Origin of the sequence: Rhizobium sp. FY34 (assembly GCF_005222845.1) — a bacterium.
Taxonomy (GTDB): Bacteria; Pseudomonadota; Alphaproteobacteria; order Rhizobiales; family Rhizobiaceae; genus Neorhizobium.
On sequence record NZ_STFZ01000034.1, the window covers coordinates 199547 to 217446 of the forward strand.

The following is a 17900-nucleotide window of genomic DNA, read 5'->3' on the forward strand; positions in this document are numbered from 1 at the left end:
CAGTTCGTCAAATCCCTCGTCCAGCGAGACGCGCCTATAAGACCAGGCACGCACGAATGCAAGCACAACGAATCAACTGCTTTTGCATAACAGCCATCAGTCAAACACAATGGCAGGCACGGGACGTTGCTTGCGGCCCGTGAGTTCTTCCCAGACGCGGGCCGCAATCTGCCGGTAAATCTCGGCGGAAGGACTGGTCGGATCGGAGACTACGACCGGCGTTCCGGCATCCGAGCGTTCGCGGATATCCATGGTGAGCGGCACTTCGCCGAGAAAAGGCACGCCGATCCGCTCGGCTTCCGTGCGAGCACCGCCATGGCCGAAAATATCGTAGCGCGCGCCGGTATCGGGCGCGAGGAAATAACTCATGTTTTCGACGATGCCGAGCAGCGGCACCTCGACCTTGCGGAACATGGTAATGGCCTTGCGCGCATCGATGAGGGCGAGATCCTGCGGCGTGGAGACGATGACGGCGCCGGCCAGCGGCACCTGCTGCGCCATGGTCAGCTGCGCATCGCCAGTGCCGGGCGGCATATCGACGATCAGCACGTCAAGCTCGCCCCAGGCGACCTCGCGCAGCATTTGCAGGATGGCCGACTGCACCATCGGCCCGCGCCAGATCATCGCGGCTTCCTCATCGACCAGGAAGCCCATCGACATGGCCTTCAGGCCGTAATTTTCCATGGGAACGATGATGCGGTTCTCGATCTGCTTCGGCTTGCCGGAGATGTTCAACAGCCGTGGCACCGAGGGGCCGTAGATATCGGCATCAAGCAGGCCGACCTTCAGGCCATTGGCCATCAGGCCAAGCGCCAGGTTGACGGCGGTCGTCGATTTGCCGACGCCGCCTTTGCCCGAGGCAACCGCGACAATGGCGCGAACGCCCGGCACGCCGGCCTTTTGCGGCCGTGCCGGTGCAGCATTTGCCGGCGCATGCGAATGCGGGTGGGCATGGGTATGGCCCTTCTGGGCGGCAGGGGCGGCCGGGGTGGGCGCTGCGCTTCCAGCCTTGCGATCGGCGGTCAGCGTGACCAGTGCACCCTTGACACCGGGGATCGCCGTGACAGAGCGTTCCGCCGCCATGCGCAGGGGTTCCAGTTCCTTCGCCCGTTCGGAAGGCACGGTGATGGAGAAATAGACCTTGCCGTCGGCAATAAAGACATCGGAAACCATGTTCCGCGAGACAAGATCACCTTCCAGATCGGGACCGCGCACCTTGCTCAGTGCCGCAATCACCATGTCTTTCGTTAGTTCGGGCATGACCCACTCCCTGAATGCATCGACCACCGATCGGCCAGCGCGAAGCCGTTCGACATTCGTGCCGGACTTATAGTTGGTGCAGGGTTGCCGGGGCAACAAGTATTCGGACTGATCGTCAGGGCCTGGAGAAAGCCCGCAAAAAGAAACCGCCGCCCAAGCCTGCGGCAATCTATCGATCGCGCTGGCCGGACGGCGGCTTTTTCTTCTCTGCGCCTCTTGGTGCGCCTTTAGTCCCCTCTGGACCTGCCGGTGAGGAATGCAGGATGCATGCCAAGTTCAAAAGGGGCAGAAAGCGCCAGTTCCTGGCCTCGCGGCCAAGAATGCAGCCACGAACCTGCCGCATTATTGTGCGCTGCGGCAAAAAATGGCAGCCACCCTGCGCGCTACTTGATCAATCCGATGCGCAGCGATTTGGCGACGGCCTGCGTGCGGTTGACCGTATTCAGCTTCTTGGTGGCACGGTTGAGATAGTGATTGACCGTGTGTTCCGAGAGATTGAGAATATCGGCAATCTCGGCGCTGGTCTTTCCGGCAGCCGTCCAGTTCAGACAATCGATCTCGCGTTCGCTCAACGTCTCGACCGGGCGCACATCGATGGCGCGGATCTCGGCCAGGCGCTGGTAGATGTGAATGGAGATATAGGAAAGCTCCATCATCTGCTGGTGGGAAAAATCCGCCTTCTCGCCGGAAAAGCCCACAGCACCCCGATTGCCCAAAGGATCGTGCGCTGGGAAAAAGGCACCCTCGCCCATGCCGAAGCGCTCAAACAGTTCCTTGGCGACAGTATCACCGCGTTCGCGCGCCACCTCGACCGCCGAATAGCGGAAAGGTCGCGTTGACTGACGCATGCGCTGCAGATTGGGGCTGTTCTGCAGCATGCTGGCCTGGTCGAACAGGGACAGAAGTTCCGACGGCCAGTTGGTGATGATCGTCTTGCCGGAAAGCTCCAGCACCGTGCGTGAAGGCAGTTCGCTGACGATGAAGGACCGGCAGCCATAGGCCTCCGTCACCCGGCGCATCATGCGAAACACGTCAAACTGAGTGCCGAGGCTGATAATTTCCTTGACCCACGATTCAACGCAGATCTGAGGCTCGCTCGTCGTGACTGTATCCATGTAAGATCAAATCTTGCTTCAGTATCATGAGCTTATAAAGTGATTTCAGCACGGGGTCACCGCCGATGAAACCGGCGGCACATCCCGTCATCCGGACAGGCGGCAACGCCTGATGCCCGACCATCTATTCAGATAACCCTTAATTTTACCAGTATCTACAGGAAAATCCGACTATAAGTCGCTTTTTCGCCGAGGCCCCATTCCGCGATCGAAATCCGCAGCCATGGCAAGTGCCGCAAAGCGCACCGGATCCGCCCAATCGACCAGTTTTTCACGCCCGACACGGAAGGCAGGCGCCGTGACGGAAACGCCGCCGATGAAACTGCGATCGGCCGAAACAATCGCCGCCGCCACGCAGCATATGCCCGGCTGATGCTCCTCAAGGTCAAAGGCATAGCCACGGTCTCGGATCGCCTCCACATCGGCCAGAAGGGCTTGCGCATCACCATGCGTGCTGGGCGTGAAGCTGCGAAATTCGATTTGCGAGATGAGCGGTTGCAGATCCGCATCCTCCAGGCAGGACAGCGCTGCCTTGCCAATACCGGTGCAATAGAGAGGGGCTGCATTGCCGACCTGCGAATGCATGCGCACCGTCTGGCGGCTTTCCAGCTTGTCGAGATAGACGATTTCTTTTTGCCGCAGCACGCCGAAATGCACGGTTTCGCCGGTCAGCGCATGCAAGTGGGCCATATGCGGTTCGGCCAGCTTGCGCACGGAATTGCGCGCCCAGGCTTTCGCGGCAAAGCCCAGAAGACGAAGGCCCGGCGTGTAATCTCCCTCGGGCGTCGCATCGACGAGGCCTTCGGCGACAAGATGCCGCAACTGACGATGCAGGCTGCCGCGAGGCTGATCCGTCTGCTTCAACAGATCCGTGAAACGCTGCGGCCGCTCCGCCTGACAGACAGATTCCAGCAGCGCTATGGCCTTGCCGAGCGTACCTGTGGTCTGTCCCGCGTCCTTTTCATCATCCGGTGCCAACGCCTATCCACCTCTGTTGATTGAAGCCTTCGCCAGAGCTGTTTAACTCCGCCTGCCGCAAATGCCGGTGCCGATCCAGGCAGGACGCGACTTGACACCTCGGCAGCTTTGCTTCTTCTATTCCATATAATCAAACCACGTTCCAAATAATGGAACAAGAGGAATTCTCGGTGTCTCTTCCTGCTGCTCAGTTTCCTGACCTTGTCGATCGGCCGGTGCTGGTAACCGGCGGTGCCTCGGGCATTGGCGCGGCCTTTGTCGAGGCCTTTGCCGCCCAGGGCGCGAAAGTCGCCTTTATCGATGTGTCGCGCGAGGCCTCCGATGCGCTTGCCACCTCGCTTGCCGGCAGGATGCGCCATGACGTGCTGCCGCTGATTGCCGATCTGCGCGATGTGGATGCGATCCGCATGGCGGTGACAGGCGCGGCCGAACGGCTTGGCGGTCTCGGCATCGTCGTCAACAATGCCGGGTTCGATGATCGCCATGAGCTTTCCGAGGTGACCTCGGACTATTGGGACGACAATCAGGCGATCAACCTCAAGCAGATGTTCTTCGTCTCCCAGGCAGCCGTGCCTTACCTGAGCCAAGACGGGCGCGGCGCCATCGTCAACCTGTCGTCCATCTCCTTCATGCTCAATATGGGTGGTATGCCGAGCTATACGACGGCAAAGGCCGGCATTCTGGGCCTGACGAAAAGCCTCGCCGGGCGGCTTGGGCCGGATGGCATCCGCGTCAACGCCATCCTGCCGGGCATGATCGTCACCGAGCGGCAGAAGCGCCTGTGGCTTTCGCCGGAAAGCATGCAGGCGATGATTGACCGGCAATGCCTGAAACGCAATCTCGACCCGGCAGATCTGACCGGCCCCTGCCTGTTCCTGGCATCGGCTGCATCTTCCGGCATGACGGCGCAATGGATAACTGTGGATGGAGGAGTGCTCTGATGACTGAACCCGCCTATGTGGCCGTGGACTGGGGAACGAGCAGCTTCCGGCTCTGGCTTTTGGATGCCGAGGACAATGTTCTGGCTGAGCGACGCAGCGGCGAAGGCATGACGACGGCGGCAAAGACCGGTTTTGCCCCGGTTCTGGACAGCCACCTTGCCGCCATCCAAGCGCCCGCTTCGCTTCCCGTCATCATCTGCGGCATGGCCGGCGCCCGCCAGGGCTGGGTAGAGGCCGGTTACGTGGACGTGCCGGCGCGGCTTTCGGCCGTTCTGGGCGGCGCCGTTGCGGTGGACGCCGAAGGTCGCGATATCCGCATCCTGCCCGGTATTGCCCAACGCAGCATGGATGCACCCGATGTGATGCGCGGCGAGGAAACCCAATTGCTCGGAGCTATCGGCACTGGCGCCTCCGGCGAGCGGCTTGTCTGCATGCCCGGCACGCATTCCAAATGGGTGACGGTGAGCGGCGACCGGGTGACCGGCTTTGCCTCCTTCATGACCGGCGAAGTGTTCGACGTTCTGTCAAAGCAATCGATCCTGTCGCATGCGGTTGCGGGTGCCGACAGCTTTGACGGCACGCATCCGGCCTTTCGTGCCGCAGTCGAGATGGCGGCCCGCCGTCCGCAGATGTTCACCAACCTCATCTTCACCTGCCGCTCCGGCCAATTGCTGCATGGGCTGGATGCAACGGCTGCTTCTGCAAGACTTTCCGGCATCCTGATCGGCACCGAAATTGCCGGCGGCCTGTCGCTGAGCGGTGAAGGCGCCAAGGTGCATCTGGTTGCTTCCGGGCGTCTGAAGGGTCTCTATGAGGCGGCCCTTGAGGCCGCAGGCTTTACTTTTGAAACCATCGACGCAGATGACGCAGTCCGCGCCGGCCTGTCGATGGCCGCCCAATCCCTCTTTTTCAGCGACGCAAGGACGAGTGCATGACCCGCATCCCCTTCCCCTCCATGCAGCGGCCCCTGGTGGCCATTCTGCGCGGCCTGACACCAGACGAAACGCAGGCGGTCGTCGGCGGCCTGATCGAGACCGGCTTTACCGCGATCGAGATCCCGCTCAATTCGCCCGATCCGTTCCGCTCCATCGAGATCGCCGCGAAAATGGCCCCGGCCGATTGCCTGATCGGCGCCGGCACGGTGCTGACCGTTGAGGATGTCGAAGCGCTCGACGCCGCCGGAGGCCGGCTGATGGTGAGCCCGAATGTCGATCCGCCGGTGATTGCGCTGGCCGCCGCCAAGGGCATGGTGACGCTGCCCGGCTGCTTTACCGCAACCGAAGCGCTGGCCGCTGCCAAGGCCGGCGCCACAGGCCTTAAATTCTTTCCGGCAAGCGTGCTTGGGCCGTCCGGAATCAATGCCATGCGCGCCGTTCTGCCAAAGGAACTATTGATTGCCGCCGTCGGCGGCGTGTCGGAGGTGAATTTCGGCGATTATATCAAAGGTGGCATCACCGCTTTCGGTCTCGGCTCCAGCCTCTACAAGCCCGGCATGAGCGCAGACGCCGTGCGTGACAGAGCCCGGATCACCATCGAGGCCTATGACCGAGCGATAAAGGAGAATGCATGAGCGAGCTTTACCCGTTTCAGGGCTCCGTTCTGTCTCACCATGCCTGCGAGCTTGGCGAAGGCCCGACCTATGATGCGCAGACCAACACGGCCTATTGGTTCAACATCCTGTGCCGCGAGCTGCATGAGCTGAACATGACGACCGGCGAAGCCCGACTGCATGCCCTGCCCTTTCGCGGCAGCATGCTGGCGCGCATCGACGATGACCGCCAGCTGGTCGCTTCCGACCAGGGGCTGATGATCCGCGACCGGATGACCGGCCGTTTCGAGCGCTATCTGGAGTTGGAGCCCGCCCATATGGGCAATCGCTCCAATGATGGTCGCGTGCATCCCTCCGGCAGCCTGTGGATCGGCACGATGGGCCTGAAGGCGCAGAACGGCGCCGGCTCGATCTATCATGTGGCGCGCGGCACCGTGACACGCCTATTTACCGGTATCAGCATTCCGAACGCGATCTGCTTTTCGCCGGATGGCGCCACCGGCTATTATACCGATACCCGTGGCAGCACGATCATGCGCGTGCCGCTGGATCCGGCCACCGGCCTGCCCTCAGGCGAGGCCTCGGTATTTGTCGAGGGTGGCGCACCGGGCGGAGCCGATGGTGCGGTCTGCGACGGGGACGGTTTCATCTGGAACGCAAGATGGGGACAGGCCGCCGTCGATCGCTATGCGCCGGATGGCCGCCATGTGGCGCGCTACCAGCTACCGAGCGCCCGCACCACCTGCCCGGCTTTCTTCGGTGAGGCCGGCGACCGCCTGTTCGTGACGAGTGCCTTCGAGGGTGCCAGCCCGCAGGAGCGCGAAGACGATCCCCAGGCCGGCTTCACATTCGATCTCGGCGTGACGGTTCCCGGACGGCTGGAGCCCTCCTATCTAATCTGACATGGCTTGATCGCGAAGAGGCGGTGAGAACCGTCATTTCGAGCATGCAAACGGCAAAAGGCGAAAACGTTCCGGCGTTTTCGCCTGTTTTTTTAGCAATTGCATTCGGAACCATCCCTTTCTGTGGGCATTGACCACCCGAGACGACAGAGCGGCACGACAACAGGCTGCTTTGTCCGGATCAACGAAACGAAAGGTATTGATGATATGAAGAAGACCCTGAGCACCATGGCGGCAGCTGCCGTTCTGATGGCTTCCTCCGCGATTGCACCGGCTCTGGCACAGACCAGCACCACGCCCGTTGCCCCCAGCGCGCAGACCAACACGACGACGCCCGCAGGCGCAGCAGGCTCGTCTTCGATGGGCACACGTGCCGCTGGCATGACCGGCGCATATCTGACGCAGCAGGCCGCAACCCAGATCAGCGCTAATGACTATATTGGCAAAGCGATCTACAATGGCGAGAACAACAGCATCGGCAATGTGACCGATCTGATCATCGAAGAAAACGGCGGCATTGTTGCGGCTGTGGTCGGCGTCGGTGGCTTCCTCGGCATGGGCGAAAAGAATGTCGCAGTGCCGATGGACAAGCTGAACGTGACCCGCGAAGACGACAATGACATCCGCCTGACCACGATGGAAACGGCCGCATCGCTGAAGGCCGCACCGGAATTTCTGATGCTCGACGATCAGGACGATGCCGTGCAGTCGAATGGCACGACGACGGCCCCTGCTCGCCCGTAACGGCGCACCTTCGGGACAAGCGGTAATATACCGTATCGATCAGGGGCAGTGCTGCGGCGCTGCCCCTTTTTCGTGTGCGGCACCAAGATGAAAGGCGGCGACCAAAGGATCAGGCGGTCTGGTGCTGCGGCATGGCGAAATCGCGGTGGTTCTGCGCAAGGTAGCGCAGTGTTGCGGCGGCATCCACCGGACGACCGTAATAATAGCCCTGCCCCATGGCGCAGCCGAGTGCCTGCAGCTTGTCGGCATCGGCCTTTTCCTCGATGCCTTCCGCGACGACCTGCAGGTCCAGCCCGTCGCACATGGCGATGATGGCCTTGACGATATGTTCCGAAGCCCGGTCCGTGGTGATGCGCGAGACAAAGGCCCGGTCGATCTTCACCTTGTCGAAGGTAAAGTCACGCAGCCTCCCGAGACTGGATTGTCCGGTGCCGAAATCATCGAGCGAAATGCGGATACCGGCCTGGCGCAAATCCCAGATGATGCGTTCGGCCGTATCGGCCGAGGTCATCACCGCCGTTTCAGTAATCTCCAGCTCCAGCCGGCAGGGGTCAAGCCCGACACGGTTCAGCGTCGACAGGATGCTGGGCGCCGTACCAATGTCCATCAGCTGCGCGGAAGACAGGTTGAACGACAGGAACAGTTCGCGTGGCCAGGAGAGCGCCGCCTCAGCCGCCTTGCGCAGCAGGGTTTCCGACAGGGCATCGATAAAGCCGCGCTCTTCGGCGAGCGGCACGAAGACGGCCGGCGAGACAAATCCGAGATCAGCATCGATCCAACGGGCCAGCGCCTCGAAGCCGACGACGGAACCATCGCGGATGCGCACGATCGGCTGGAAATGCACATCCACCGCATCGGCAATGATGGCATTGCGCAGCGCCTGCTCCAGTTGCGTGGCGCGCTTCATTTCCTGGGCAATCTCGCGGGAATAGACGGTGATCTGGCCGCGTCCTCGCCGCTTGGAGCGGTACAGTGCGGTCTCGGCGCTTTTCAGCAATTCCTCGAACTCTTCACCGGCAAAGGGATAGACGGCAAAGCCGAAAGAGGCCGACAGCCGGACATTACGGTCGCCGAGATCATAGGGGGCCGACAACACTTCCTTGATCATCTGGCCCAGGCGTTCGGCGCTCGTCTTTTCAAACACCAACGGCAGCAGGAAGGCAAATTCGTCGCCTTCGTGGCGGGTCACGGTTGCGCCGTCGGGGATGCAGGCCTTCAGCCGATGTGCCACCTGGCAGAGGATCTCGTCGCCCGCTTCCGAGCCGAACAGGTCATTGAGGGGTTTGAAGCCATCGAGATTGGCGATGCCAATGGTAAAGGGCGCAGGATCATCGGCGCGCTCCAGCGCGACCGCCTGCACCTTTTCCCGCAGCCGGTGGCGATTGCCAAGACCGGTCAACGGATCTCGATAGGCCATGGCCTGCAGTTCGTTCTGTGTGACCTGTGGCAATGGACGACCCGCAGAATTCATAAAAATGCCCCACGCATCTTTGGGTATGGCGCAGAATGAGGCTCAATGATTAAGAAATGAATAGCGCCCATGCGGCCGGGTTCAGCCGCTATCCCGTTGATTGCGCTGGCCGGGCACATCGGTGAGATACCGGCGGAATTTCTCCTCCAGAATGTCTGGGCTGAGCGGCTTCATCACCACATCATTCATGCCCGCCGCCCAGCAGGCGTCGCGATCGCCTTCCACCGCCGGCGACAGCACGCCGATGATCGGAGTGCGGCCGGGAATCTCCTCCGTTTCACGGATCTTCGAGGCTGCCTCGAAACCATTGAGGCCCGGAAGCGTGATATCCATCAGGACGATCCGCGGATTGAGTTCACGCCACATCCGCACCGCCTCCTCCCCGTCCGAGGCAATCGCATAGCGATAGCCAAAGCCTTCGAGGATCTGCGCAAAGACAATCTGGTTCACCTTGTTGTCTTCCGCGACCAGCACGTCGATCGTCGTGTCCGATGAAATCTGCCAATCATTGGCATCGGCATGCGTATCGTTCTTCGGTGCAGGGCGCGTCAACTGGCGGGCGACATCGCGCACAAGGTCGCGTTCCATCTGGAAGACCTCAAAGACCAAGACGTCGATTCCGGTTGCCTGGGCAAGTTCCAGGCAGCCGATATCCATGGCGCCATCGATGACGATCAGATCAATGCTGACATTGCGTTGCCTGGCAATCTCGACGATCGCCCGCATCTCTTCGCTATTGCGGGCCGCCGTCGCATCAAGCCCGGAGCGCACCAGAAGCGCCACGCCCTCGCTTTCAGCCAGATCATCTTCCGTAACCAGCAGAACCTTGCGCCCGGCAAGAGCCAAGGCATCGTCCTGCGCCACGGACGCTGCATCCTTGGCGGCTGCACCACGCATGTCGGAATGTACGAAATCCAGCCCCTCGATACCGGCAAGCACCCGCTCCGGCTGAAAGCCGTTGCCAATCACATCGGAGAGATCCTCCATGGTGGTGACGACGAAATAGCGACCCGGCTTTCCGACGCGGAACTTGCGGGTAATGATCGCGGTCTTCGTGCCGTTCGGTCGAATGACGCTTTCCGCCACATGGAAAGGCACGCCGGTTTCCTGCACCTGGCGATTGGTTCTCTCGATGCGCTCTGCAAGCTCGGGCATATGCAGGTCGCGCGCACTGCGCCCGAGGATTTCCTCCGGCGCCATGCTGTAGAGCGAGGAGGCTGCCAGATTGACCGCCACATAGGAGAGATTGCGGTCCTTGACCATGACCGGGAAAGGCAGGTTATCGAGGATCTCCTCAGTCACCTGCACGCGCTCGAGATCTGCGCGCCACTGTTCTTCGCGCTTGCGGTGTTCGGAGACATCGCGAATGATGCACACACCGAAACCGGAGGGCAGACGGCGTTTGGTCAGCGACATCCAGCGGTCGGTAGCACGCTGCTCGATGGTTTCGCCCCGTTCCTTCCACAGCGCGGCAATTTCGCCGGCAATCCAGTCTTCGCGGCTGACGGTCGTGCGGCGGCTGCGCTCGCCCTGCGCCGGCCAGTAACCGCCGTGATCATACAATATGCCGAACAGATCCCGCAGCCTTGTGCCACGGGCGGGCACGACTGGCAAAGCGGGCAGGAAATTGCGGATCTGGGGGCTGGCAAAGACGATCGCGTCATTGCGATCATACACAAGGAAGGCACCGGAAATCGCCTCGGAGACAATGTCCAGACATTGAAGCTGGATATCCAAAGGCGTGCCTTCGCTCATCGGAAACCTATCCGATGGCGGCCCTTTGCCTCCGACAGGAGGAGCCGGCTGATACGCGGTGCCGGTCGCATTCCTCAATCCTTTTTTGCCAGACGGTTTCTTCCGCCGTATGGACGCCCGTTCTCTTTTTTGAAGTTACAGATAGCTTACACTGCACAAGCTGGCGTGAAGCTGCTGTATCTTCCAAATTGGAACAAGTATCTGCTTTGCGTTAAGGTCGGATTAATGATGCCAAGTCGGGGGACAAGCTCTGCGCCGGGCTTTCGCTTGAGCGCTGAATGCGCGACAATGGCACCATGCCCGTCAGACAGCTTTCAGAAACGCTCATCAACCAGATCGCCGCCGGCGAGGTCATCGAGAGACCGGCCAGCGCCGCCAAGGAACTGATCGAGAATGCCATCGATGCCGGGGCAACCCGCATCGAGATTGCCACCGCCGGCGGCGGCAAGAGCCTGATGCGCATCACCGACAATGGCGCCGGCATGGATGCCGCCGACCTGGAGCTTGCGGTGCGAAGGCACTGCACCTCGAAAATCTCGGCAACGCTTGATGATATCCGCACACTCGGCTTTCGCGGCGAGGCGCTGCCTTCGATCGGCTCGGTCGCCAAACTGTCGATCACCAGCCGCCAGGCGCATGCCGATACGGGCGTCGAGGTCTCGGTACAGGGCGGGCGCGTATCTGCGGTCAAGCCGGCGGCTGCCAACCGGGGCACGGTGGTGGAAGTGCGCGACATCTTCTTTGCCACCCCGGCACGCCTGAAGTTCCTGAAGACCGAGCGGGCCGAGGCCGGCGCCATCACTGAAGTGGTGAAGCGTATGGCGATGGCCTTTCCGCAGGTGCGCTTCGTGCTGTCCGGCACCGACCGCTCGACGCTGGAATTTCCCGCCGCGCCGGATGATCCGCTCACCCGCATGGCGCAGATTCTGGGCGCCGAGTTCAAGGACAATGCCATCGAGATCGATACGCTGCGCGAAGATGTCGGCCTTTCCGGTTATATCGGCGTGCCAACCTTCAACCGGGGTAATTCCGCCCATCAATATGCCTTCGTCAATGGTCGGCCCGTGCAGGACAAGCTCATCCTCTCGGCCATTCGCGGCGCCTATGCCGAAACCATTCCTGCGGGTCGCTATCCCGTGGCGGTGCTGTCAATCACGCTTGATCCGGCGCTGGTGGATGTCAACGTGCATCCGGCCAAATCGGATGTGCGGTTTCGCGATCCGGGTCTCGTGCGCGGTCTCATCGTCGGTGCCGTGCGCCAGGCGCTGGCGCGCGAAGGCGACCGGGCGGCCACCACAGGCGCCAGCGGCCTGATGCGGGCATTTCGCACCGATGGCTTTGGCACATCACCAGCCTCACAGGCAGCCCAGCCGTCTGGCTATTATAACCCAGCCTATCGCCCGCCGGCCAATGCCGCCTGGAGTGCGGCCTCCTCGCCCTTCCGGCCGATGGAGGCAATGGGCAATGGAAGCGGCATGGCAGAGCGCAGCCAGGCCGCCTTCGACAGCATTCTCAGCCCAAGCGCCCGCACCGACATGGGTTATGCTGGCGCATCTTCTGGCGAGCTGAACACGGACGCGGCACAGGCCGCAGACCTTGCCCCCACGCAATACCGGCTGGGGGCGGCGCGCGCGCAACTGCACGAAAACTATATCGTGGCGCAGACGGAAAACGGCCTTGTCATTGTCGACCAGCATGCCGCCCATGAACGGCTGGTCTTCGAGGCCATGCGCAAGGCGCTGGAAAAGGATCGCCTTCCCTCGCAGGTGCTGCTGATCCCCGATATCGTCGATCTGCCGGAAGAAGACTGCGACCGGCTGATCGCCCATGCGCCGCAACTGGAAAAGCTCGGCCTGGTGATCGAGCGTTTTGGTCCGGGCGCCGTTGCCGTGCGCGAAACGCCCTCGCTTCTGGGCGAAGTGGATGCAGCACGGCTGGTGCGCGATCTTGCCGACGAAGTGGGCGAATGGAACACCGCCGACGGCTTGAAAAGCCGGCTGGAGCATATCGCCGCCACCATGGCCTGCCATGGTTCGGTGCGCTCTGGCCGCAGATTGCGCCCGGAAGAGATGAATGCGCTGTTGCGCGAAATGGAGGCGACGCCCGGTTCAGGACAATGCAACCATGGCCGCCCGACCTATATCGAACTGAAGCTGAGCGACATCGAACGGCTGTTCGGGCGCAGTTAGAGCCGGTTTCGACCTGATTGGATCAGTTCTGTTGGCCCAAACCGGATGCTATCCAAGGAGAAGGGCGCACGGTGTAGCCATAGCATACATGGTAAGCCCTTCGACGATGGAGAGCGCCGGTTTGGGCCAACCCTTCGGGCGGCATGAATTTTCGCGATGATCGGCGGCCTTCGTCTCGACCGTACACCGCGGGTATGGCCTTCGACGAAGGCCTTGATCCTCACAAAAATTCCTTGCCGCAGAACGATTCAATCAGGCCGAAACCCGCTCTAATCGCATTTTTCTGATGTTTGCCCCGGCAAGGGACTGGCCATGGCCTTCATCGAGAGCTAGAGCGAAACGATGATATTCGGCAGGAGACGCAAGATGAACCGTTTTGAGGGAGGTGGAAGCCGCGAGGCGAAGATCCGTTATCTCGATGGCGACTACCAGATCCTTGCACCGGGCTCCTATGTCACCTGCGCCATGACCGGCACGACCATTCCCGTCGATGAGCTGCGCTATTGGAGCGTGGCCCGCCAGGAAGCCTATATCGATGCCAGCGCCTCGCTCGAGGCCGACAAGCGCGCCGGCATATTGCCCAACCAGAAACGGGCCTGAGACAATCCGATTTCAGGCTTTTTGAGCCTTGCGCAAAAGCCGGGCCTTTGCGCGGGTTATCGCCTCATCGATCATCTTGTGCGGCGCCTGCGGATCATCAAAGACCATATCGACCTCGATCACCTGCGCCCGTTGCAACAGCTGTTCGGCTGCGCCACGATGGCCGGCAAGCCGCATGGCATCCTTAGCGGTCGTCACCAGAAGCAGGCCCTCCTTCTCTGCATCCCGCAACAGATCGGCTATCTCGTCCTCGGTGAAATAATGGTGATCGGGAAAGGCACGGGTCGCGACAAGCTCGGCGCCGAGCGAGGCTGCCGTGCGGTAGAATTTCTGCGGATCGGCAATACCGGCAAAGGCCAGAACGCGCGCACCCGTGACCTGCGGATGCGGGCGCGGCACAAGGCTTGCCACCTGCACCGGTTTGCCGGCGCGGGAGGCGCGGCGCACCAACTGGTCGGCGGCATCGCTGCACCCAACCTTCAACAATGCCGACATCTGGCGCATCTGTTCGCCAAGCGGCGCGCGCAACGGCCCGCCCGGCACCAGATGGCCATTGCCGATGGCGCGCACGGAATCAACCACCACCAGCGCATAATCAAGCTTCAGCCGGGCACTCTGGAACCCATCATCCATGATGATGAAGGTACAGCCCTCGGCCACCAGCCGCTCGGCGCCTTCAAAGCGGCGGCGCGAAATCACCGTCATAGCCTCGCGCGCCAGAAGCAGCGGCTCGTCCCCCACCGCTTCGGCCCGGTGATGCTGCGGATCGACCAGTGTCGTCACATCGAGCGATCCGCCATAGCCACGGCTCAAGAAACCGGGGGTGAGGCCCTTGGCCCGCGCCGCGCGCGCAATGGCGATGGCGGTCGGCGTCTTGCCGGCACCGCCGACGGTAAAATTGCCGACGCAGAAGACCGGAACGGCAACGCCCGGCGGACGGGCCTTGGCCATGCGTCGCCCGGCCACGCGGCCATAGAGATAGGAGATCGGCCAGAGGCTCCAGGCCCGCCAATCCGGCTTGCTCCACCAGAACGGAGGCGCTTCCGATACCATCTGTCTTCCTTTTCGACGCCGACCGTTCTCGTCACATACGCGGCCAGAAAGCCGACCGGGATCAGGCCGGCAGCAGCGTTTCCAGGCCCGTGATATCATCCAGCACATGGTCGGCTGCGGCGGCAAGCGTTGCACGCGATCCGGTGCCGGTCAGCACCGCGACCTTAAGCCCTGCGCCGGCAGCCTTGCCCATATGCAGATCGTGATTGTTGTCGCCAACCATCGCCACCTGCGACGGCTGAAGGCCGACGGCTGCGCAAAAGCCCAGAACCATGCCCGGCTCCGGCTTGCAGCCATGGCCGCTGTCATAGCCGGCGATGAAATCCAGGTGCTCCAGAAAGCCGAAGCGGCGCGCCGTTTCGCGGATCGAGCGTTCATTATCGCTGGAGGCGACGCCCAGACGAAAACCGCGCGCCTTCAGGCGACCGAAATAGGCGCCAAGATCGGTGACGGCGACGGAGAAATCCGATGCGCGCACGAAGAGATCATCAAGTTCGATGGTCAAGGAACCAACCGCAAGCGGCGAGCCGGCGGCAACAAAACCGGCAGCGATCTGGGCCGCAGTTCCGGCGGCAAACAGGCTGTCGGCGCGGGTCTTGCCGGAAACCGGGTCCATGCCGCAGGCAACCAGCAGCCGTTCCTCGAATTCGGCGCCGCCGCCGGCGGCGGCAATGCGGGCGGCTTCCCGGTTCACCGGTCCCCAGCTCTCGTCATAGCAAAGCAGCGTTCCGTCCTTATCGAACAACAGGCCGGCAATGGAGGACAGGGGGACAGACTGCATCAGCCGTTCGCACTCGCAGGACGCAACCGTGCAGACACGGTCAGCGGGTTGATATAGGGCTCGAGCGCCTTGACCGTCGTCGACAGCGCGCCGCGCATATCCTGCACCGCCTCATGGCCGCTATCAATCATCTTGCGGCGGGCTATATCGTTCGTCATCAGATAATGCACGGCCTTAGCCAGCATTTCCGTATCACGGATCATGCGCGCGCCACCCTTGCGGATGATCTGCTGATAGGTCTCGCGGAAATTCTCGACATTGGGGCCCGTCAGGACGGCGCAACCGAGCATGGCCGATTCCAGCGGGTTCTGTCCGCCCTTTTCGCTGAGCGACCGGCCGACAAAGGATACCTCGGTCATGCGCAGATAAAGCCCCATTTCGCCAATCGTATCACCGAGGAAGATATCGGTTTCCGGCGTGATGGCATCATTGCGTGAGCGGCGTGCAACGGTGAGGCCCTTTTCCTTCAGCATGGCTTCCACCGCATCGCCCCGTTCGGGATGGCGCGGAACGATAATGGTCAACTGCTGGTGACGGGGTTTGAGCGCCCGGTGCACGAAGGCCGCCGCTTCCTCTTCGCCCTCGAAGGTGCAGATGGCAGCCCAGGTGCGGCGCTCGCCCACTTGCGCCATATAACCTTCCAGCACCTTCTCGTCATAGGGAGGTGGATCGGTATCGCCCTTCAGATTGCCGGAGGTGAGCACAGGCCAGGCGCCCAGATCGCGGAACCGCTCCGCATCGACATCCGAGCGCGCAACGACAAGCGACAGCTTGCCGAACAGAAGCTCGGCAATCGTGCCATAACCCTGCCAACGGGCGTAGGAGCGATCCGACAGGCGCGCATTGACGCGGATCTGCGGGATATTGCGGCGCGACAATTCCGACAGCGTGGTCGGCCAGATTTCCGATTCGGCCGTAATCGCCGCATCCGGGCGCCAATAGGCAATGAAGCGCTTGATGGGGAATTTCAGGTCCAGCGGCACATATTGGTGGATCACCTCATCGCCAAGCCGGCTTTTCACCAGGGCTGCGGATGTGACGGTGCCGGTGGTCAGCAGAACATGGATATCGCGGCGCAGCAGTTCGCGGATCAGCGGGATCACCGCATTGGTTTCGCCGACACTTGCCGCATGCACCCAGACAAGCGGGCCACGCGGACGCGCAGCGCTGGGAAACCCTAAGCGTTCAGAGCGGCGCTGGCGGTCTTCCTTGCCCTTGAAGGTGCGATAATCGAGGTAAGGCGATGCCAACGGGTAAAGGCAGATACCGGCAACCCGGTATCCCAATAGTGCCATGCGCGCCAGGCCCATGTTCACTTCGCCTGCTCCCGTTCACTCACCATCTTCATCATCCGCCCATCACTTCATTGAGCCCGGAGGCTATGCCTTGCAAATGCGTCAAAAACGCGCCGGTGCCAGTCGCCAGCCGCATGGCCCGACAGGACAGCGGCCACGAGACAATCACTTACGCGTGCGGATCGAGCAGGCGATGCATGTGAACGATGAAATACCGCATCTGGGCATTGTCCACCGTCTGCTGAGCCTTGGATTTCCAGGCAACCAGCGCGCTGGCATAATCCGGGAAGATGCCGACGATGTCGAGGGCGCTGAGGTCCTTAAAATCGACGCCGTCCAAACTTTCCAGCTCGCCGCCGAAGACCAGGTGAAGAAGTTGCTTTTTGCCGGCGTTGTCGGTCATGGTCAGCCTCGTTGGAACATTCAGCGGGAGTGAATTTTCCTGCGGCATTCCAACCGAAAGGTCAACCCGGCGCCAGGCCGGCGACCAGGCTTTCCAACACATGTTCGGCCCCGCCGCACAGAATGCCGTGCTTCACGTCACGTCTGTTATAGACAAGGCGCTGGCTGTCGAGACCCACAAGCCGCCCGCCTGCCCGCTCCAGAATGAGATCGGCAGCCGCCAGATCCCAGTCATGGCTGTTGCGCGTCACCACCGTGCCATCGATGCGGCCATCGGCGGCCATGGCCAGCCGATAGGCGAGCGAAGGCACATGGCGGATGCGGTGCAGCGTGCGCCGGAAGCCTTCCCCGAACCGAGAGAGCATGTCTTCCGAAAGGGCAATGGTGCGAACATCGCCGTCACGCGCCGCCGACACATGGATCGGCCGGCCGTTCTTGAAGGCCTCGCCGCTGGCGGCAGCGCAAAACTCCTCTTCCAGCGCCGGCGCATAGAGAACGCCGGCCACCGGCCTGCCCTTGTGGACGACCGCGACGCTGACGCACCAGGTCTTTTCGCCATTGATGAAGGCGCGCGTGCCATCGATCGGATCGACGACAAACACCGTGTCGTACTCCAGCCGAGAAGCATCGTCATCGGTCTCTTCCGACAGCCAGCCATAGCCGGGACGCGCCGCCAGCAGGCGCGAATGCAGCCGATCATTGGAGGCGAAATCCGCCGCGCTGACCGGCGAGCGGCCCTCCTGCTTCCACCAGACTTCCGGCGACTTTCCGAAAAAGCCGAGTGCAATATCGCCCGCCTCACGCGCGACAGTGCGGATCAGCGCCAGATCATCGCTCCAGATGCCGTCTGCGGTCGCGTCCAAAC

Annotated in this window: 17 protein-coding genes; 7 read left to right on the forward strand and 10 right to left on the reverse strand. The window is 61.8% G+C overall.

Going from position 1 to position 17900, the window contains the following annotated elements:
- Nucleotides 1-96: 96 nt before the first annotated feature.
- The 3 genes from E8M77_RS19970 to E8M77_RS19980 form a co-directional block, all read right to left on the reverse strand.
- Nucleotides 97-1260, reverse strand: a complete 1164-nt coding sequence (locus E8M77_RS19970) for an Mrp/NBP35 family ATP-binding protein (protein WP_137132380.1) — start codon at nucleotides 1258-1260, stop codon at nucleotides 97-99.
- 383 nt (nucleotides 1261-1643) lie between these two features.
- Nucleotides 1644-2375, reverse strand: a complete 732-nt coding sequence (locus tag E8M77_RS19975) for a LuxR family transcriptional regulator (protein ID WP_137132381.1) — start codon at nucleotides 2373-2375, stop codon at nucleotides 1644-1646.
- A 171-nt stretch (nucleotides 2376-2546) separates the two neighbouring features.
- Nucleotides 2547-3353 (reverse strand): IclR family transcriptional regulator, encoded by an 807-nt coding sequence (locus E8M77_RS19980; protein WP_137132382.1) that lies wholly within the window; start codon nucleotides 3351-3353, stop codon nucleotides 2547-2549.
- A gap of 170 nt (nucleotides 3354-3523) precedes the next feature.
- Here E8M77_RS19980 and E8M77_RS19985 point away from each other — a divergent pair, with 170 nt between their 5' ends.
- From E8M77_RS19985 to E8M77_RS20005, 5 genes are all read left to right on the forward strand, one after another.
- Nucleotides 3524-4294 carry an SDR family oxidoreductase gene (locus E8M77_RS19985; RefSeq protein WP_170975945.1) on the forward strand — a complete coding sequence of 257 codons (771 nt, stop codon included), beginning with the start codon at nucleotides 3524-3526 and terminating at the stop codon, nucleotides 4292-4294.
- Nucleotides 4294-5229: a 2-dehydro-3-deoxygalactonokinase gene (locus E8M77_RS19990; protein WP_137132384.1), complete on the forward strand. Its 936-nt coding sequence runs from the start codon at nucleotides 4294-4296 to the stop codon at nucleotides 5227-5229. The genes E8M77_RS19985 and E8M77_RS19990 overlap by 1 nt, the downstream gene beginning before the upstream one ends.
- Nucleotides 5226-5864, forward strand: a complete 639-nt coding sequence (locus tag E8M77_RS19995) for a 2-dehydro-3-deoxy-6-phosphogalactonate aldolase (RefSeq protein WP_137132385.1) — start codon at nucleotides 5226-5228, stop codon at nucleotides 5862-5864. The genes E8M77_RS19990 and E8M77_RS19995 overlap by 4 nt, the downstream gene beginning before the upstream one ends.
- Nucleotides 5861-6745 carry an SMP-30/gluconolactonase/LRE family protein gene (locus tag E8M77_RS20000; RefSeq protein ID WP_137132386.1) on the forward strand — a complete coding sequence of 295 codons (885 nt, stop codon included), beginning with the start codon at nucleotides 5861-5863 and terminating at the stop codon, nucleotides 6743-6745. Before E8M77_RS19995 ends, E8M77_RS20000 begins: the two co-directional genes overlap by 4 nt.
- A gap of 207 nt (nucleotides 6746-6952) precedes the next feature.
- Nucleotides 6953-7489: a PRC-barrel domain-containing protein gene (locus E8M77_RS20005; protein ID WP_137132387.1), complete on the forward strand. Its 537-nt coding sequence runs from the start codon at nucleotides 6953-6955 to the stop codon at nucleotides 7487-7489.
- Nucleotides 7490-7598: 109 nt separating this feature from the next.
- On the opposite strand, the gene E8M77_RS20010 is transcribed toward E8M77_RS20005, so the two are convergent.
- Together E8M77_RS20010 and E8M77_RS20015 are read right to left on the reverse strand one after the other, a co-directional pair.
- Nucleotides 7599-8960, reverse strand: coding sequence for an EAL domain-containing protein (locus E8M77_RS20010; protein WP_137132388.1), 1362 nt, complete (start codon nucleotides 8958-8960; stop codon nucleotides 7599-7601).
- A gap of 81 nt (nucleotides 8961-9041) precedes the next feature.
- Complete coding sequence (locus tag E8M77_RS20015; RefSeq protein WP_137132389.1) at nucleotides 9042-10715, reverse strand: response regulator; 1674 nt, start codon at nucleotides 10713-10715, stop codon at nucleotides 9042-9044.
- A 296-nt stretch (nucleotides 10716-11011) separates the two neighbouring features.
- Here E8M77_RS20015 and mutL point away from each other — a divergent pair, with 296 nt between their 5' ends.
- Both mutL and E8M77_RS20025 read left to right on the forward strand, forming a co-directional pair.
- The gene (gene mutL / locus E8M77_RS20020; protein WP_137132583.1) at nucleotides 11012-12904 is read left to right on the forward strand and encodes a DNA mismatch repair endonuclease MutL; all 1893 of its coding nucleotides are present in this window, start codon (nucleotides 11012-11014) and stop codon (nucleotides 12902-12904) included.
- A 366-nt stretch (nucleotides 12905-13270) separates the two neighbouring features.
- A complete protein-coding gene (locus E8M77_RS20025) occupies nucleotides 13271-13504 on the forward strand; it encodes a DUF2093 domain-containing protein (protein ID WP_137132390.1) in 234 nt (77 codons plus the stop codon).
- A 12-nt stretch (nucleotides 13505-13516) separates the two neighbouring features.
- Here E8M77_RS20025 and lpxK read toward each other — a convergent pair whose 3' ends face one another.
- From lpxK to E8M77_RS20050, 5 genes are all read right to left on the reverse strand, one after another.
- The gene (lpxK, locus tag E8M77_RS20030; RefSeq protein ID WP_137132391.1) at nucleotides 13517-14557 is read right to left on the reverse strand and encodes a tetraacyldisaccharide 4'-kinase; all 1041 of its coding nucleotides are present in this window, start codon (nucleotides 14555-14557) and stop codon (nucleotides 13517-13519) included.
- A gap of 61 nt (nucleotides 14558-14618) precedes the next feature.
- The gene (locus E8M77_RS20035) at nucleotides 14619-15338 is read right to left on the reverse strand and encodes an HAD family hydrolase (RefSeq protein ID WP_137132392.1); all 720 of its coding nucleotides are present in this window, start codon (nucleotides 15336-15338) and stop codon (nucleotides 14619-14621) included.
- A complete protein-coding gene (gene waaA, locus E8M77_RS20040) occupies nucleotides 15338-16654 on the reverse strand; it encodes a lipid IV(A) 3-deoxy-D-manno-octulosonic acid transferase (protein ID WP_137132393.1) in 1317 nt (438 codons plus the stop codon). Before waaA ends, E8M77_RS20035 begins: the two co-directional genes overlap by 1 nt.
- A 148-nt stretch (nucleotides 16655-16802) precedes the next feature.
- Nucleotides 16803-17036, reverse strand: coding sequence for a DUF4170 domain-containing protein (locus E8M77_RS20045; RefSeq protein WP_137132394.1), 234 nt, complete (start codon nucleotides 17034-17036; stop codon nucleotides 16803-16805).
- Between the two features lie 61 nt (nucleotides 17037-17097).
- Complete coding sequence (locus E8M77_RS20050) at nucleotides 17098-17898, reverse strand: 3'(2'),5'-bisphosphate nucleotidase CysQ (RefSeq protein ID WP_137132395.1); 801 nt, start codon at nucleotides 17896-17898, stop codon at nucleotides 17098-17100.
- Nucleotides 17899-17900: the final 2 nt, after the last annotated feature.

Bases quoted from the DNA above. Each gene is read 5' to 3' on its own strand.
- E8M77_RS19995 (WP_137132385.1), top strand. From the start codon at position 5,226: ATGACCCGCATCCCCTTCCCCTCCATGCAGCGGCCCCTGGTGGCCATT.
- E8M77_RS20005 (WP_137132387.1), top strand. From the start codon at position 6,953: ATGAAGAAGACCCTGAGCACCATGGCGGCAGCTGCCGTTCTGATGGCT.
- E8M77_RS19970 (WP_137132380.1), bottom strand. From the start codon at position 1,260: ATGCCCGAACTAACGAAAGACATGGTGATTGCGGCACTGAGCAAGGTG.
- E8M77_RS20015 (WP_137132389.1), bottom strand. From the start codon at position 10,715: ATGAGCGAAGGCACGCCTTTGGATATCCAGCTTCAATGTCTGGACATT.
- E8M77_RS20025 (WP_137132390.1), top strand. From the start codon at position 13,271: ATGAACCGTTTTGAGGGAGGTGGAAGCCGCGAGGCGAAGATCCGTTAT.
- E8M77_RS20010 (WP_137132388.1), bottom strand. From the start codon at position 8,960: ATGAATTCTGCGGGTCGTCCATTGCCACAGGTCACACAGAACGAACTG.
- lpxK (WP_137132391.1), bottom strand. From the start codon at position 14,557: ATGGTATCGGAAGCGCCTCCGTTCTGGTGGAGCAAGCCGGATTGGCGG.
- E8M77_RS20035 (WP_137132392.1), bottom strand. From the start codon at position 15,338: ATGCAGTCTGTCCCCCTGTCCTCCATTGCCGGCCTGTTGTTCGATAAG.
- mutL (WP_137132583.1), top strand. From the start codon at position 11,012: ATGCCCGTCAGACAGCTTTCAGAAACGCTCATCAACCAGATCGCCGCC.
- E8M77_RS20045 (WP_137132394.1), bottom strand. From the start codon at position 17,036: ATGACCGACAACGCCGGCAAAAAGCAACTTCTTCACCTGGTCTTCGGC.
- E8M77_RS19975 (WP_137132381.1), bottom strand. From the start codon at position 2,375: ATGGATACAGTCACGACGAGCGAGCCTCAGATCTGCGTTGAATCGTGG.
- E8M77_RS20000 (WP_137132386.1), top strand. From the start codon at position 5,861: ATGAGCGAGCTTTACCCGTTTCAGGGCTCCGTTCTGTCTCACCATGCC.
- E8M77_RS19990 (WP_137132384.1), top strand. From the start codon at position 4,294: ATGACTGAACCCGCCTATGTGGCCGTGGACTGGGGAACGAGCAGCTTC.